The following is a 14,923-nucleotide window of genomic DNA, read 5'->3' as shown; positions in this document are numbered from 1 at the left end:
TATTCGCCCACATATTGTATCCAAATATGTGGGCGATTGGTTTATATCAGGCTAGTAGTTTAAAGCTCTGCCGATGTACTGGGCAAGCCCCATAATGGGCGATGGCCTCTCGGTGTGCTTTTGTCAGGTATCCTTTGTTGGCAGCCCACCCATACTGTGGGTACTGGGCATCAAGCTCTTTGAGCAGAGCATCGCGGTGCGTTTTGGCCAAGATAGAGGCTGCGGCGATGGCATAATACAAATCATCACCTCCTATGACACACTGATGGGCCACAAAGGGATAGGGCTTGAAGCGGTTACCGTCTATTAACAACAACTCAGGCACAGGGGCAAGCTGTGCAATGGCGCGGTGCATCGCCAAAAAGGTGGCCTGTAAGATGTTGTATTGGTCAATCTCTTGATGCGAAGCTTCGCCGATAGCCCAAGCCAAGGCCTCTCTTTCAATCTCTTCTCTGAGGGTGAGGCGTTGTTTTTCTGTAAGTTTTTTAGAATCACGCAAAAGCGCGCTCTCAAAGCCTTTGGGCAAGACAACCGCCGCCGCAACCACCGGCCCTACTGCTGCGCCACGACCGGCTTCGTCTACCCCGGCTTCGTACAAATCTTGGCTAAAAGAAGAGTGGAGCATGGGGTGTTTAGTCAATTTCGATGATGACATCGTCCGACTCAGGACGACCCACACAAGTCAACACATAGCCAGCGTTCAGCTCTCCCGGAGTGAGCGAATCCTCTTCGTCGAGGCTGACCTTTCCTTGCACACAACGCCCCAAGCAGGCCGTACACATACCGCTTTGGCAAGAATAGGGCAAATCGATATCGCGACTTTGGGCAGCCTCCAAGATAGTCTGGTCTGGACGTACCTCAAACTGGTACTCTGCCCCTGCATAGCGTATGGTTACGATAGGAGCACCACCGGCCACGCTGTTTGTTGCCGGAGTGGGAGTTGGAGCTTTATCAGCCGTCTCTTTGGTCGATGGGGTAAAGCTTTCTTGGTAGATATTGGCTTCGGGGATACGGAGGCTGCGCAATACTTGGACTTGTAGCTGCATAAGCTCATTAGGGCCACACAAGAAATAAAGTGTTTGTGGATTTGGGGGAGGGAGTTCGCGCAGCCAGTCCCCAAAATTATCTGCCGAGAGGCGGCCAATCCCGCCTAGCGCGGCGCTAGGAGTCGAAAGGGCATGTGTGATGTGTAGACGCTCACCGTAGCGCTCCTGCCAAGCCTTAAGGGTATCCAAAAACATTACTGATTCGGCATTGGTATTGGCATATAACAGGCTAATACGGGCATTAGGCTCTTGACTGAGAACCGTCTTGAGCATACTCATCAGCGGTGTGATACCGCTGCCAGCGGCCAAAAGCACCAAGTGGCGACGGGTAAGCATTCCGGCAGGCGCAGGAAGCGTAAAGCGCCCCAAAGGTGCCAACACCTGCACCTCTTGCCCAGCTTGCCAGTGGTCACAGATGTAGTTAGACACCAATCCGCCGGCTACTCTCTTGACCCCAATGCCCCATTGAGCATCTACGGTAGGTGAGGTACACAGCGAATACGAGCGGCGCTCTTCGCGCCCATCGATGTGGAGAATAGGCGTAAGAAATTGCCCCGGCTCATAGTTCAGGCCTTCGGGTTTGTCAAAAAGTACGACGACCGAGTCGTGTGTTTCACGAATTACGTCGTGTATACGTAGTTGGAGTGTTTGCATAGTTTTTTGGGAAAATGACTTGTTGTTGCTAAAACATCAAGCAGATTGGCTTTGTTGGTATTGTACCAAAAACGATAGCGCCAGCTGATAGCCTTGCAAGCCCAGACCGGTAATCATCCCGATACACTGAGGGGCTATATAACTATGCCGGCGAAATGCCTCGCGGGCGTGGATATTGGAGATATGTACTTCTACAGCAGGCATCGGCACAGCAGCCAGCGCATCGGCCAAGGCAATAGACGTATGGGTATATGCACCAGCATTGATGACCACCCCTTGGAAGCTAAAGCCTACCTCGTGGATTTTGTCGATGAGCGCGCCCTCGTGGTTCGACTGAAAATAGTGCAGCTCCACGTCTGCAAAAGCCTCTTGAAGGCTACTGAAATACTCCTCAAATGACTGTGAGCCGTAGATTTCCGGTTCGCGCTTGCCCAACAAGTTGAGATTGGGTCCGTTGAGTATTAGGTATCTTGCTGCCATAGTGAAGCTACATTAAACATTAGCGTGTCAAAATTAGGCATTAATCACTCAAAAAGCTACCCTTGTATGTATCCTACTACGGTGTAAGCTAGTTGTTTTGTCAAGGAATTTGGTTTGTGAGCCAATAAAGTGAGCCGTTTGAGTAACTTTGGGAGATGTTGGCAAATTTGCCTCACAAAATCACCCCTATGGGTGACTGATGGATAAGATAAGCTATTTTTGTAGCGTTATTGGGCAGGTATGCCACCAAAACACGGAAGCGCCTACCTACTCATTCTCCAAAACCTTTATTCGACTCTTCTATGCAAACACTTGCGCAATGGAAACAATGGCCACTTTGGCAAAAAATCAGTTCTTTGGTTTGGCTTAGCTTGCTTTTATTGGGCTTGGGTACTTATTTATATTACTATCAGGGCGGATATGATGCGGCTTTGCCATACGAAGTGTTTACTACTACCAGCGCGGGTGAGCTGTTGATGGACAGTTTCACTCGGGGGATTTTCAACATCGAAGTCTCTACAAGTTATCTTCTGTTGAGGCAGCGGTATGTACCTATGCCTTGGGAGCTACCTGTGGGTATTTTATACCTTTATGGAGCAGTGGTTTGGCTGGCGATGCTGTGGCTATTGGCAGTAGCCACCCGGCAGTCCTTGTGGTGGTATGGGGGAACCGTAACGGTGTTGGTAGCGGCTTTGGCCTTTTCTAAATTAAATTACACAGAAGCAATGCCCTACGAAAACGGGGTCTTGATTGTCTTTTTGGTCGCGCTATTGCCCTTGAGTTTTTACTTTTATGCCTATGACCGCCACCTCCCGATTTGGGCGCGCTGGTTGTTGTTTTGCCTGATATTGGGTGTCTTGGCAGCGTGGATACACCGCAGCAGTCCCTTGGCGCAGCCCTTGCTCGTGCCCATCCAACACGGCTGGTTGATTCCTTTTGGCCTAAGTATGGCCTTTGTGTTTTATGTAGGACACGAAGTGCTCTCGTTCTTGGTGTATTTGGTTACGAGACGCAAAGCCAAAAACCACCTGATACCAGTCATCATCATTAGTTTGCTCTACCTCAGCAATGTGTTTTTGATTCATTTCAGAAATATCGGCTTGATAAAAATCGATTTATCATTTCTGGATGTGGTTTGGATGTTTGGCCTGTCAAGCCTTATCGGCATTTGGAGTTTTTGGGCACGCAGCCAGCAGCGCCCCCAGTCTTCGCCCGCACTTCGTGAGGGCGGTGGGCAGATGTACTTGGCTTGGGGGGTGATTGCCGTGGCTACTCTGGCCTATTTTGGGGCAATAGCCGACGAGGGGATGCTGCGTGTCAGCCGAGAGTTTACGATGTACAGCCAACTGGCTACCGGCACGATGTTCTTTTTCTATGTCATCGTCAATTTTGGCCCAACCCTACAAGAGGGAGAGCCCATACAACCCATCATATACCAAGGAGATGTGTTCTCATACCGGATGTCGCGCATCATCAGTATCGTGGTGATTTGTGTATTTTTTATGAACAACTTCTACCGCAGTTACTACCGTACACAGAGCAGCTACCATGCCGGCATCGCGAGCCTGTACCAATTTCAGGGCGAAGAACGCCTAGCCAAGGAATTTTTCAACCGAGCCGTGTCTTTCTATCCTATCGGGCACTATCCCCTATACACACGCGCCGGAATGGCTTGGCAAGCCCAAGAAATGAATCATACCGCAGAGATATTGAGCGAAATAGGCTATTTCCAAGCTTCCCCACAGAGTTATTTGCTTTTGGCAGATGCGCTGTATGTTATGGGCAACCTCTCAGAGGCGGCGCGAGCGTTGGAACAAGGGCTACAGAAATTCCCCACACACCCAATGTTGCTCACCAATATGGGCTATATCAAGGCCGCACAGAACGACTTTGAGGCTGCCCGCAGCTATTGGGATAAAGCCCTAGCCGCCGGAGGGGATGCGGAGCTGATTCGTGGCAATATGCTCAGCCTCAACGACCGTGCCCCTTGGCAGGCCACAGCACTCGACTCACTGTCGGCCTTGGTCAGCACACGCGACCTGGTAGGGCAAAGCAACCTATTGGCTCAAGCTGCTCGTAAAGGGCAAACATTGCGCCGCCCCTTGGTTCAGATTCCTACTGATAAGCCCCTGCCCAACTCCGCCATGGGCTACCTCTATAACTTTGGTTTGTCCCAATTGCGTGCGCCTGTTGATACAAGCTTCCGCCGCATACTGCGTGAATTGAGCAGTACAGAAGTCAATCTCAACTACGCCGATGACTTCAGGCTCTTGAATGTCTTACAGCGCTACTATCAAGGCAATACTACCGAAGCCCTACGAACACTCGGAGCAATGCCTAATCTGGGCAATAACCCCTACCACAATCGTTTGTTGGGGATTTGGCTGCTCGAACAAGAGCGTTATGACTTAGCCGCCGAGTACTTCTCGCGTGCGCTCACCCTTGGCGATGCCTCGGCCAAGCGCCTCTATGCCATCGCGCTGAGCGAAGCCGGAGAAGCCGAAGCAGCGCTCGAACAATGGCAAGAGCTGGCCAAAAACAAAGCCCCCGAAATACGCGAAGAAGCAACGTTAATGCTGAGGGTCTGGGCCAATGCCAATTTCAATACCCTACGCAACGATGTAGAACGGCTGGCCTTTGCCCGATACCGCACTGCCCCCGCCGATACCCTAGTCCTACAACAACTCTACAAACAAGCCAATAGCCTTGACTACAAAGCAGCCATCGGCGCACAACTCCTCCGTGCCTACCTACACTATCAAGAGTATCAGGCTGGTATGCGCTGGTACCGGGAAATGGTAGCGACACCACCCAAGAACAAAGATGGTATCTCGGCCTTGAATCGCTGTTTTCTGGACTTACTCCTAGCCACCAAGCGTTATGACGCGCTGGCTGATAATGCCAAAAAACTCCCCCTCACAGGGCGTGATGCACGACTACGCGACTACTACCTCGCGCAAGCGCTGACAGGCCAAAGTCCCGGCAAAAACCCTGAAGCCGAAAGCCACTTCGTCAGAGCATTGGAAGCCAACCCCTATGACGAAGATGTAGTGTTGGCCGCCGTACACTATTACCAATACCAAAAGAAAAATGTAGAAAACGCCTATATGGCCGTCGTCTATGCCGTACAGCTACAAGAAGATGCTGTCGAACTCCAAAAAACCTACGCCCTGCTGTGTTTGGAAATGAACCTGATAGAATTTGGAGACAAAGCCCTGGCCGAAGTCAAAAGATTGGCCAATGAAGCAGACTTTCGTATATTTGAACAGAAGTACCAAGAGCGCAAACACGCTAACGATACCTTGGCCACACACTTCCAACAATTTAATTAAACTATACACCCTGAAAGTAGCACTATGTCTTATGTTATTGAAACACAGTCCATTGCTAAAACCTATGTAATGGGCAAGGAAAAAGTACAGGCACTCAAGTCTGTTTCTATCCAAATCCGCTATGGCGAATACGTGGCTTTTATGGGGCCTTCGGGTTCGGGTAAGTCTACCCTGATGAATATCATCGGCTGCTTGGATACGCCTACTTCGGGCACATATATGCTCAACAACCAAGATGTAAGCCGAATGAGCGAAAACCAACTGGCGCTGATTCGGAACAAAGAAATCGGGTTTGTTTTCCAAACTTTTAACCTCTTGCCCCGCAGCACCTCGCTCGAAAATGTAGCCCTGCCGCTAGTATATGCAGGCTATGGCCAAAAAGAGCGCACCAATATCGCCCTCAAGGCCTTGGCCAGCGTAGGGCTCGAAGACCGCGCCAAACACAAACCTAATGAGCTCTCAGGTGGCCAGCGCCAACGTGTAGCCATTGCCCGCGCTCTAGTCAACCGTCCCAGTATTATTCTGGCCGACGAACCTACGGGCAACCTCGATACCAAAACCTCCTATGAGATTATGGACATCTTCGACAAGCTCCACCAACAAGGCAATACCATTGTGATGGTTACCCACGAAGAAGACATCGCCCGCTATGCGCACCGCATCATCCGACTGCGCGACGGCCTGATAGAAAGTGATGAGGCCAATGTGGATATTACCAAACCCGCACTCAATACCTAGCTAGCATTCGCTTGCAAAAAACAAACTGATTCTCAAATAAACACAAGGATAAGTGCTTAGTCTTCAAAAATTTATCCTTGGTTTATTTTAATGTGATATCGCTGATTGAGTATGGCGTTAATTTTGATAAGTAGCTATCAATCATTACCTTTCGACAAACTTATCTGTGTATGATATATTCTCTATACCGGTGTTGTTGCCTGTGGGTCTGCTTCTTTTGGGTGCAAGGGCTGGTAGGTATAACATTGGTACAGGGGCAGCATTACCCAACAGATAGCCTAAGAGCGCAACTGCAAACCCTCAAACAGGGAACAGAAGCCTATATCCAAACACAAATCCACTTAGCCAATACCCTCAACAACCGACAACCCAACCAAGCCATTGCCTACGCGCAAGAGGCCCTACAGGGTGCACAAAAACTCAAAAAAAATAAACTACAAGCCGAAGCACTACAAGCGCTAGGGCACGTATACCGCCTACAAGGCAGCGACTTCAGAGCGCTGGAGTTCTTTCTGGATGCGCTCCGCATTTTTGAGCGCCTCAAAGACTCTAGTCAAATAGCGGCTACTTACAACAGCATCGGTAATATTTATTTTTTACAAAAAAAGTACGAGGTATCGCTCGCCTTTTACCAACGTACTTTGCGACTCGCACGCCAGCTCAAAGATGAGCAAAGTATTGCTAATGCGCTCAACAATATTGGCAATATCTACTATTATCGAGACCGTAACAATACGGCCTTGCGCTATTTTACAGAGGCCTTGGCCCTCAACCGAAAGCTGGGGAATGTGGCCTTTTCGGCAGATAACCTGCTCAATATCAGTGCTATATTTATGGATGAAGGCAACTATGACATTGCCTACGCCTATGCTGATTCGGCCTTGGTCGAAAATACTCAGATAGACCACTACGAAGGGCAGGCCGCCGCCTTACAGCTCAAAGCCAGTATCTCCATGATTCGCCAAAAAAATGAGGAAGCCGAAACCTATGCCGCCCGCTGCCTAGAGCTCGCCTACACTGTCAGTAGTAAACGATATATCAAAGCTGCTGCCGGTATTCTGGCCGAAATCGCTATCCAAAAACAGGTGTATGACGAAGCACTCATCTACACCCAAATCGTCATGGCCTACAAAGACAGCCTCAGCAACGAAGAAAGCAAAGAACGGATTGCAAGGCTAGAGGCCGGATATTTGTTAGAAAAAAAACAAGCCGAAATAGATACTTACAGCCTCGAAAAGGAAAAAGACCTCTACGTCCGCAACATGTTATGGCAGGGGGTGCTGGCCTTGGGGATTGTAGTGCTCATCTTGCTCTGGAGCCGAAGCCGAAGCCAACAACAAGCCCAAAAACTACGTCTGGCCAACACTGAGGTCAATATCAAAAACCAAGAGCTGCGCGAGCAAAAGCAGATTATCGAAGAAAAAAAACAAGACATAGAAAGCAGTATCCGCTACGCCCTGCGAATCCAACAGGCTATATTACCCACACAGGAGGAAATTGCGCTCAAAATCCCCCAACATTGTATTTTTTTCAAACCAAGAGATGTAGTCTCAGGAGATTTCTACTGGTTTGCCGAAACAGACCCAGAGCCTGTCTATACCATTGACCCTGAACTACCCAATAAGGCCTCTGTTTTTCAAGGCTTTACCAACGAAAAGCAGGTGGTCGCTGCCGTAGACTGTACCGGACACGGCGTGCCCGGAGCCTTTATGAGCCTGATAGGTTCTAGCTTGCTCAATGAAATCGTAACCATGGATAATGTTACCTCTGCCGACCAAATTCTTAATTACCTACACCGCAACATACAGCTCAGGCTGCGCCAACAAGGCCTAGAAGGCGAGACTTATGACGGAATGGACATCGCCCTCTGTGTGATTGACCGAGAAGCCAAAACAATGGAATTTGCCGGCGCAAACAACCCCTTGGTCTATTTTCAAAAAGGAGAGATGCATATCATCAATGGCGACAAACAAGGTATAGGTGGGTATAGCCTCGTAGGCAAACGTACCCCTTTCAGCAAACATACCATCGACCTACAAGAGCCGACCACCTTCTATCTGTTCTCGGATGGCTTCCAAGACCAGTTTGGTGGGATTAAGAACCGGAAGTTTATGAAAAAGAATTTTTATCAGCTCCTAGCCGACATCCATCAAGAACCTATGCACAAACAAGCCCAGCTACTCGAAAAAGCACTTGATGAATGGAAAGGCACTGAACCCCAAGTAGATGATATCCTAGTCATTGGTATGCGATTGTAGAAAAGGGGAATTTTCACAAAAATTTCGGCAAAACATTTGCACTTCCGGTTTTCCTTCCTAAATTTGCATTCCCAATTCGACAGAAAGCCCACAAACCCTGCCCGGGTGGCGGAATTGGTAGACGCGTTGGTCTCAAACACCAATGGGAGCAATCCCGTATCGGTTCGACTCCGATCCCGGGTACTACAAACACTCAATCTACACAGGTTGAGTGTTTTTTTGTTTCCAGTGTACTGGTTGCGTAGGATTACGGCCTGCCCCAATTCAACTTTATTGCACATACATACCACTAAGCCTTCAAAGAGTTTAACCCCCTTGAAGGCTTGTATATTCAGGCTCCTATGAAATAGGTAGTCTGCATCCAAATAGTATCTGTGGCTATGGAGACACCGCCCCACTGGTGGAAACCTACGCTGTTGTGTTTTTTCGACGCTTACGTGTGCGCACCCATAGCGTTTGTTGTTTGCTGAGAGGGGCGCTATAGTCTTGTACTTTGATAGGCATTGTGGCGCAGGCATAGGCCTTATTCACCATTGCGCGGGCTGCTTGGCTCATTTGTTGTTGAGGCTTAAAAACCAACCCTTTGGCTAGCGCATCGTCGCTATACGCCTCTATTTCGTCGGCAGTCTTGGCTGCTGTTGTTGCTGTTGGTGTTTCGGGCAAAAGCTGAAACAAGGCCTTGCTGTGCTTGGGTACACGGATAGGGTAGTATTTGGGTGCAATCCCTTTGCGCAAGTGTGGGTTGAGGAGCTTGAGCGTAGCTAGGGGGACATCCAGCACCTCGGCGAGGTTGTGGAGCGATTGTGCTTTGGGCAGTGCTATGGTATCCGAAACAATAGGTTTCCAAGGCTCCACCGCGCCTATGCCGTGCTGGGGGGCATAGTTGAGCACATAGAGCATTGCCATAAATTTAGGCAGGTAAGCACGTGTTTGCGCAGGCAGGAAAGGCGCCACACTGTCCCAATCATATTTGCCGCCAGCAGCTTGAATGGCTTGAAGCATTACCCCTTCGCCACAGTTATAAGCGCCCATTACTAGCTTCCAATCACCAAACATATGGTGAAGGTATTTGAGATAGCGAGCTGCTGCTTCTGTAGACTTTACGGGGTCAAGTCGCTCATCGAGCCACTCATTTTGCTTGAGTCCCAGTCCGGCGGCTGTGCTAGGCATCAGCTGCCACAACCCGGCAGCAGCCACATACGAAGTTGCTTCAGGAACTAGGCCGGATTCAATCACGGCTAGGTATTTTAATTCTTGAGGGATGCCGTGCTTTTGTAAGATTTGCTCGAAGGTGCTGAAATAAAACGCCTGGCGTTGGAGCAAGAACGAAGTGCTTTGGGGGCTGTAGGTAGTAAAAGCGTATACGTGTTGCATCACTTCTGTATCCACAAAAACCTCTACAGTGGTTTGGAGCGCTTCCAGTCTTTGGAGAACCAGTTGGGAAGTGACTCCAGTGGGTGTCGAAAAATCGGTGGCTTTGGTAAGCTGTATTTGAGTGGTGTGTAAACTATCTATCTCAAAAACATACGTTGAAGGAATATCCGCAAAAACCGAAGGGCTAAACGCCAAAACTCCGGCATACGTCAAACCTTGTAAAACCTTCCTCATACGTGGATTTTGGTTGGTAACGGCTGCAAAGGTACGGTACTGTCTCAGAATATTAAAAATTTTTGATAACTTTTTTTTAACATCGCTAACGCAATGTATTGAAAAACAGATAGTTAGCATATCCAAAAATACGCTTCTTTTCTAATAGTACAATTTTCAAAAATAGCCTCTTCTCCAGCTCTTTACTCTGTCTTTAAAACAGGCTTGCTTGATAGAAAAGCTAATTTTTAATGGTATTTAGCCATTTCTACAAAACATAATACGGACACTCTTGTACTTTTATGATTTTGGGTCATTTTTAGTACAAGTGTAGTTATATACAATTGATGTACGAGGGACTAACAAAGCAAAAAGCGATGCGTTAGAATATTCTAACTGTCGCCTTGGTCAAAATTCTCAAAAAACAAGGCCAAATGGAGCGAAAAAATAAATAAATGTTATTTCCACCAAAATATCTGTCTTATGGAATCATCATATCAAGGTAGTTCCCAGCCCCAAAAAAGCCCTAAGCTTGCTAGGGTGTATCAAACAATAGAAGAGCTTGAGCGGCTTAAAAAAGAGCGAGAGGGAATTTTACAGTGGATGGCTCAAAATGATCCTAAAAGAGCCAATCCTACTTGGCTTGGAAACAAAGGCATCTAATCTTTGTTATTACTCGTACAAGACTATTAGGGATTAAAGCGTAATCAAAGCCCTACTGTATTTGAAACACTGTCTGAAGACAAAATATGTATTTTTATGAAAAAAGAAGACAAGAAGCCCATCGAAGTTGAGAAAATCCCCAAAAGTGGGGCGTTCAACGATATTCAGAAATCGATTGAAGAACTGGAGAAACTCAAACAACAACGCGAAGAAATTCTCCAACGTGTCCGTCAAGTCAGCAACACTAACAAATAATGCTATTGTTGCTTTTTGGCCAATAACAGCGTACATCTGCTACAGGTGTACGCCTTTTTTATACCAAGACTCATATGATTTAGGGACTCACTGGGTTGGGTCTTCAAGGGCTTTCAGCGCATATTGCCCAAACTAGTGTTGATTGGATACAAACCAATGCTGCGGCTCCCCGGATACTTTTCTATTGCCAAACTCGTTATAAACGACGAATTTTGACACCAAACTCAGTGCCTTTTATTCATCCAAACCTAACCCCGACAATGCGCACCCCCTCATTCATCAGGCCTCAGACGATTATCAATATAGCACTGCTGCCGTACCCTTTATTATATACACGGGTATCGATTGTATGCCTGCTAACGCTGTGGTTTACCGTTGGCTCGGCCTATGGGTCAAAAATCTACGCCCAACAAGACAGCCTCAACACGCAAGCGCAGCCGATACCTCCCACTGTGGTAGGATATTGGAAAATAGCCTTGGTGGAAAACGAAATGACCTTGGCTCTTGATACCCTGCCGGCCAAAGTACGCCAACAGCTGACCCGGCGACTAGAAGAAATGCATACCCATAGTTACTTTGATTTTCGAGAAGACGGCCAGTACGAAATCGTGATGGGATACCAACCCACTCCTGCCCGAGGCCAGTGGCGCTACGACGCAGCCAACAAACATTTGTATATCACCAACAGCACCGGCAGCGAGAAAGTAATCGAAGTAGAACGACTAAGCAACCAACAATTTGTCATCAAAACCGTCAATATAGAAGATGGGCGCGCCAGCAGACTGACGCTAGTGCCGGCCATACAAGACCAACCCTAAACCCTTTTTATTATGACAATGAACTTTAACGCCCTACTCCGCAGCTGCACCCTAACCCTAGCGGCCTTCTTTTGTATTCTCCAAAGCTATGCCCAACAAGAATATGCCGGCTTTTGGAAGTTATATGACCTCGAAAGCGCTTTGATGGAGCAACTGATAAGCGAAATGCCTGACATGGCAGATGCTATCAAGGCCGAAATGCAAAAAGGACTACAACAAATGCGCGAACAAAACTCTCTCGAGCTGAAAGCCAACGGGCAATACGTGATGAAAGATGGAGAGAGCGAAGAAAAAGGTACTTGGAAAGTAAGTGCCAACCAGCTATTACTGACAAACACAGAAAGTAACAGTGCCGAAGCCACTAGCTTTAATATCGTCAAAGCACCTGAAAAACACCAGTTTTCGGACCAAAGTGAGGGGATTGTGCTTGGCTTAGAGTTTCAAGCAGGCGAAAACCCTGACGAGCTCGTGCGGTTATTTTTCAAAAAACAATAGTTTGACCCAACCCGCCCAACGATGTCCAATCCTCTTGACAAACTGCTGCTGCTAGGTGATGAGCGGCTGTATCAGGTCTGTACCTCCATAACAGATTCAGAATTATCACAGGTAGCTGTTTGGGTGGCAGAAATGGCCGAAGTAATGCAGGCTGTGCGCCAAAAATATGGATTTGGCAGAGCCATTGCCGCACCACAGGTGGGTATTATGAAACGGCTGGTATATCTGCATATCGACCGCCCAATGGTGTTTATCAATCCGGAGATTAGCTACCCCACTGCCGAAACTTTTGAATTGTGGGATGATTGTATGAGCTTCCCGAATCTGCTCGTAAAAGTACGGCGACACAAGGAGATTGTCCTTCATTATAGAGACAGACATTGGCAACCACAAACACTACTGTTGCGCGATGATTTGGCCGAGTTGCTCCAACACGAATGCGACCACCTCGATGGGGTCTTGTGTACGATGCGTGCGATTGACTCACAGTCATTTCGATGGAGGCCTTGAGAGCCAGCAGCAATAGGCCAGTCTGTAGTGGTATCCTTTAAAAACAGCCCGAGGCAGTAGCTTCGGGCTGTTTTTGAATATACTCTAGCAGGATTATACCAATATACCCTTGATTATCAAGGACTTTTAGCGTATCCATTGCCCAAACTAATTTTGATTGGGTATACAGTTCCTCGAAGGATGAGCCGTATCGCACATGCTTCACATCAAGCCGATATTAATTCTGTGAACGAATAAACAAGATGGCTCTCAGCGTCTCCACACGACGGCTTTTCTGTGTCTCAGCAATATCCATTGTATTGATAATCAGCTTTGTACTACATAGTTGATTTTGGGTCAGGAGCGTAAGTTTCACCACTGGTTCGCTAAAATAATTATCCCCCGCCTTGGATTGACTGACTTTTTGTTGATAACGAGTAATCAGCTCCTGAAGCGGAATTTGAATCAAGAATCGGGAGCCTTCGCTTATATCTACGCTATTTTTTTCGTGGTTTAGTGTTAGTAAGTACGTATGATCACCAGCGACTACTTCTTTGTTAAAACCGGATACGCTGTCGTTGTTATTTTTATAAAAGTCAACCGGAATCAAATAATCAAAGCCCCGCAAATCAAAAGGCAGGTCATAGATACTGTTTTGGGAGGTCAAAGTCCAATGGTTGCGTATGATTTTCTCAGGGGAGCGTTGTTGGATATGGCTCATCAGATACTTTGTTTTTTGGTAATTTGTGTTGATGCCCTTAAGCGAGTCAGGGGCTAGCCCTATGAGTTTGGCCACGCGGCTTTCAGCATCACGCTGACTCAAAAACGCGATGATGTTTTCGATGCGCTCCAAACGCTTTGCCGATAGGCTGTCATCAGCCAATGAGCCTTTGAGCACCTTTCTAGAAGCATCCAGATAGCCGACTTCTTGTAGCTCCTTGGCTAGGATAGCTGTTTGATGTTGTATTGACACCGACGCAGCCCCCCAAGGGCCAAATGCGGCCAAGAAGCTAATCAGACAGAGCGAAATAGGGATATAACGAATCCGCTTGACAGGGCTTAGCAAGAAATACAGGCTGATTCCCAAAAGCCAAACCCCTAGCACAATTCCAAAGTACCGCTGTTCGGTAACGCCATAGTCCAACACTCGCCGCCCAATAGCCACAAACAATAGCACAATCAGTGGCAATAAGGCGATGTAAAAAACTCTGGAGAAAGTCTGTATCCAGCGTGCTTCGAGTTTTTCACGGATAGGGTGTATGAGTAAGAGTGCAAAAATGCCGGCAGTCGAAAACGCTAATATCAAATAAGACACCCAGCCCTTGGGCAAGCTCCAAGTCAAGATGATTTTGCCCATATAGACATACAAAATAACCAGATAAATGACCACCAAAGGCAACAAGACATACTGCGTCAAAATTTTGAGCCCAACAGGATAGTTGGCATCTGCTTGTAGCTCTTCCCAGTCTTGAGGGACACCCGCCAAAAAAAACCAAGTATTGAAAATACCTGTAATGGCCGTAAAAAGATGTAGGTAGAGCTTAGAGGGGATATTGACATTAAATAATTGATCGATAGACAATAGGGCAACACTAAGACCGAAATACAGCAAGAAGCTATATACGCCTGCCGTAAGCAGGCGTATAAAAAGGTATTGGTTGAATTGCCAAAAACCGTTGGCCTCGTGCCCGTGTCGTATGTAGGGCGCAAAAGCCACAAGTAGGTGTGCCGCAATATTCCAAAGCACAAACCTCAACATGGTGGTATCCCGAAACGCCTCTGTAGGCAGAGACCAGTAATAAAGCCCCAACAACCCTATCAGACCAAGAACAGCCAACTGCTGAATGAGCTCCGACCAACGCAGCCGCTCCCCAAAAAGCCGTAAAGCAAAACTAATTGGCAAACCCAAGGCCGCGCACAAGGTGAGGTTGGTAAGCATCACATTGTGCTCGCTGTTATACTCTAGCTCTATCTGAATAATGGTGGTAAAAACCATCACAAAAGCCATGAGTAAAACACCGGGAAATCGCAACAACGTGCGGGTAGCCGCTATGGCCAGCTCCTGAACAGAAAAAGTAAATCTCATAGTTTAGGTGCGATAAGGGGTT

At 47.6% G+C, this 14,923-nt stretch carries 13 protein-coding genes and 1 tRNA gene; 9 read left to right on the top strand and 5 right to left on the bottom strand.

The window, feature by feature from the left end:
• Positions 1-46: 46 nt before the first annotated feature.
• The 3 genes from G499_RS0117455 to aroQ are packed head-to-tail and all read right to left on the bottom strand — an operon-like array spanning position 47 to position 2,180.
• The gene (locus G499_RS0117455) at positions 47-625 is read right to left on the bottom strand and encodes a ribonuclease HII (protein WP_027001001.1); all 579 of its coding nucleotides are present in this window, start codon (positions 623-625) and stop codon (positions 47-49) included.
• 7 nt (positions 626-632) lie between these two features.
• Entirely contained in the window at positions 633-1,700 is a 1,068-nt protein-coding gene (locus tag G499_RS0117450; protein WP_027001000.1) for a ferredoxin--NADP reductase, read from the bottom strand.
• 36 nt (positions 1,701-1,736) lie between these two features.
• Positions 1,737-2,180 carry a type II 3-dehydroquinate dehydratase gene (gene aroQ, locus G499_RS20615; RefSeq protein WP_035727980.1) on the bottom strand — a complete coding sequence of 148 codons (444 nt, stop codon included), beginning with the start codon at positions 2,178-2,180 and terminating at the stop codon, positions 1,737-1,739.
• Between the two features lie 302 nt (positions 2,181-2,482).
• Between aroQ and G499_RS0117440 the strand changes: the two genes are divergently transcribed.
• From G499_RS0117440 to G499_RS0117425, 4 genes are all read left to right on the top strand, one after another.
• Positions 2,483-5,512 carry a tetratricopeptide repeat protein gene (locus tag G499_RS0117440; protein ID WP_027000999.1) on the top strand — a complete coding sequence of 1,010 codons (3,030 nt, stop codon included), beginning with the start codon at positions 2,483-2,485 and terminating at the stop codon, positions 5,510-5,512.
• 24 nt (positions 5,513-5,536) lie between these two features.
• On the top strand, positions 5,537-6,250 hold the full coding sequence (locus G499_RS0117435; protein WP_027000998.1) for an ABC transporter ATP-binding protein: 714 nt from the start codon (positions 5,537-5,539) through the stop codon (positions 6,248-6,250).
• A 170-nt stretch (positions 6,251-6,420) separates the two neighbouring features.
• On the top strand, positions 6,421-8,508 hold the full coding sequence (locus G499_RS0117430; RefSeq protein WP_035727979.1) for a tetratricopeptide repeat protein: 2,088 nt from the start codon (positions 6,421-6,423) through the stop codon (positions 8,506-8,508).
• Between the two features lie 99 nt (positions 8,509-8,607).
• A tRNA-Leu gene (locus G499_RS0117425) sits at positions 8,608-8,691 on the top strand.
• Positions 8,692-8,916: 225 nt separating this feature from the next.
• Here G499_RS0117425 and G499_RS21355 read toward each other — a convergent pair.
• On the bottom strand, positions 8,917-10,116 hold the full coding sequence (locus tag G499_RS21355) for a lytic transglycosylase domain-containing protein (RefSeq protein ID WP_051296368.1): 1,200 nt from the start codon (positions 10,114-10,116) through the stop codon (positions 8,917-8,919).
• Positions 10,117-10,578: 462 nt separating this feature from the next.
• Here G499_RS21355 and G499_RS22065 point away from each other — a divergent pair, with 462 nt between their 5' ends.
• The 5 genes from G499_RS22065 (at position 10,579) to G499_RS0117395 (ending at position 12,836) form a co-directional block, all read left to right on the top strand.
• The gene (locus G499_RS22065) at positions 10,579-10,758 is read left to right on the top strand and encodes a hypothetical protein (protein WP_027000996.1); all 180 of its coding nucleotides are present in this window, start codon (positions 10,579-10,581) and stop codon (positions 10,756-10,758) included.
• Positions 10,759-10,854: 96 nt separating this feature from the next.
• Positions 10,855-11,013, top strand: coding sequence for a hypothetical protein (locus G499_RS21960; protein WP_154658529.1), 159 nt, complete (start codon positions 10,855-10,857; stop codon positions 11,011-11,013).
• Positions 11,014-11,273: 260 nt separating this feature from the next.
• A complete protein-coding gene (locus tag G499_RS0117405) occupies positions 11,274-11,831 on the top strand; it encodes a hypothetical protein (protein ID WP_027000995.1) in 558 nt (185 codons plus the stop codon).
• Between the two features lie 12 nt (positions 11,832-11,843).
• Positions 11,844-12,326, top strand: a complete 483-nt coding sequence (locus tag G499_RS0117400) for a hypothetical protein (protein ID WP_154658528.1) — start codon at positions 11,844-11,846, stop codon at positions 12,324-12,326.
• A 21-nt stretch (positions 12,327-12,347) separates the two neighbouring features.
• Entirely contained in the window at positions 12,348-12,836 is a 489-nt protein-coding gene (locus tag G499_RS0117395) for a peptide deformylase (protein WP_027000993.1), read from the top strand.
• 217 nt (positions 12,837-13,053) lie between these two features.
• Here G499_RS0117395 and G499_RS21350 read toward each other — a convergent pair whose 3' ends face one another.
• Positions 13,054-14,901 (bottom strand): DUF4153 domain-containing protein, encoded by a 1,848-nt coding sequence (locus G499_RS21350; protein WP_051296367.1) that lies wholly within the window; start codon positions 14,899-14,901, stop codon positions 13,054-13,056.
• Positions 14,902-14,923 lie beyond the last annotated feature (22 nt).

The sequence above is a fragment of the Eisenibacter elegans DSM 3317 genome, from assembly GCF_000430505.1.
Classification (GTDB): domain Bacteria; phylum Bacteroidota; class Bacteroidia; order Cytophagales; family Microscillaceae; genus Eisenibacter; species Eisenibacter elegans.
The sequence above is the reverse complement of the archived record's forward strand: the minus strand, read 5'-3'. Positions and strand labels throughout refer to the sequence as shown.

Excerpts from the sequence above, each read along its gene's own strand:
- G499_RS22065 (WP_027000996.1), top strand. The coding sequence starts at position 10,579 with ATGGAATCATCATATCAAGGTAGTTCCCAGCCCCAAAAAAGCCCTAAG.
- G499_RS21355 (WP_051296368.1), bottom strand. The coding sequence starts at position 10,116 with ATGAGGAAGGTTTTACAAGGTTTGACGTATGCCGGAGTTTTGGCGTTT.
- G499_RS0117440 (WP_027000999.1), top strand. The coding sequence starts at position 2,483 with ATGCAAACACTTGCGCAATGGAAACAATGGCCACTTTGGCAAAAAATC.
- G499_RS0117405 (WP_027000995.1), top strand. The coding sequence starts at position 11,274 with ATGCGCACCCCCTCATTCATCAGGCCTCAGACGATTATCAATATAGCA.
- G499_RS0117430 (WP_035727979.1), top strand. The coding sequence starts at position 6,421 with ATGATATATTCTCTATACCGGTGTTGTTGCCTGTGGGTCTGCTTCTTT.
- G499_RS0117395 (WP_027000993.1), top strand. The coding sequence starts at position 12,348 with ATGTCCAATCCTCTTGACAAACTGCTGCTGCTAGGTGATGAGCGGCTG.
- G499_RS21350 (WP_051296367.1), bottom strand. The coding sequence starts at position 14,901 with ATGAGATTTACTTTTTCTGTTCAGGAGCTGGCCATAGCGGCTACCCGC.
- G499_RS21960 (WP_154658529.1), top strand. The coding sequence starts at position 10,855 with ATGAAAAAAGAAGACAAGAAGCCCATCGAAGTTGAGAAAATCCCCAAA.
- G499_RS0117455 (WP_027001001.1), bottom strand. The coding sequence starts at position 625 with ATGCTCCACTCTTCTTTTAGCCAAGATTTGTACGAAGCCGGGGTAGAC.
- G499_RS0117400 (WP_154658528.1), top strand. The coding sequence starts at position 11,844 with ATGACAATGAACTTTAACGCCCTACTCCGCAGCTGCACCCTAACCCTA.
- G499_RS0117435 (WP_027000998.1), top strand. The coding sequence starts at position 5,537 with ATGTCTTATGTTATTGAAACACAGTCCATTGCTAAAACCTATGTAATG.
- aroQ (WP_035727980.1), bottom strand. The coding sequence starts at position 2,180 with ATGGCAGCAAGATACCTAATACTCAACGGACCCAATCTCAACTTGTTG.
- G499_RS0117450 (WP_027001000.1), bottom strand. The coding sequence starts at position 1,700 with ATGCAAACACTCCAACTACGTATACACGACGTAATTCGTGAAACACAC.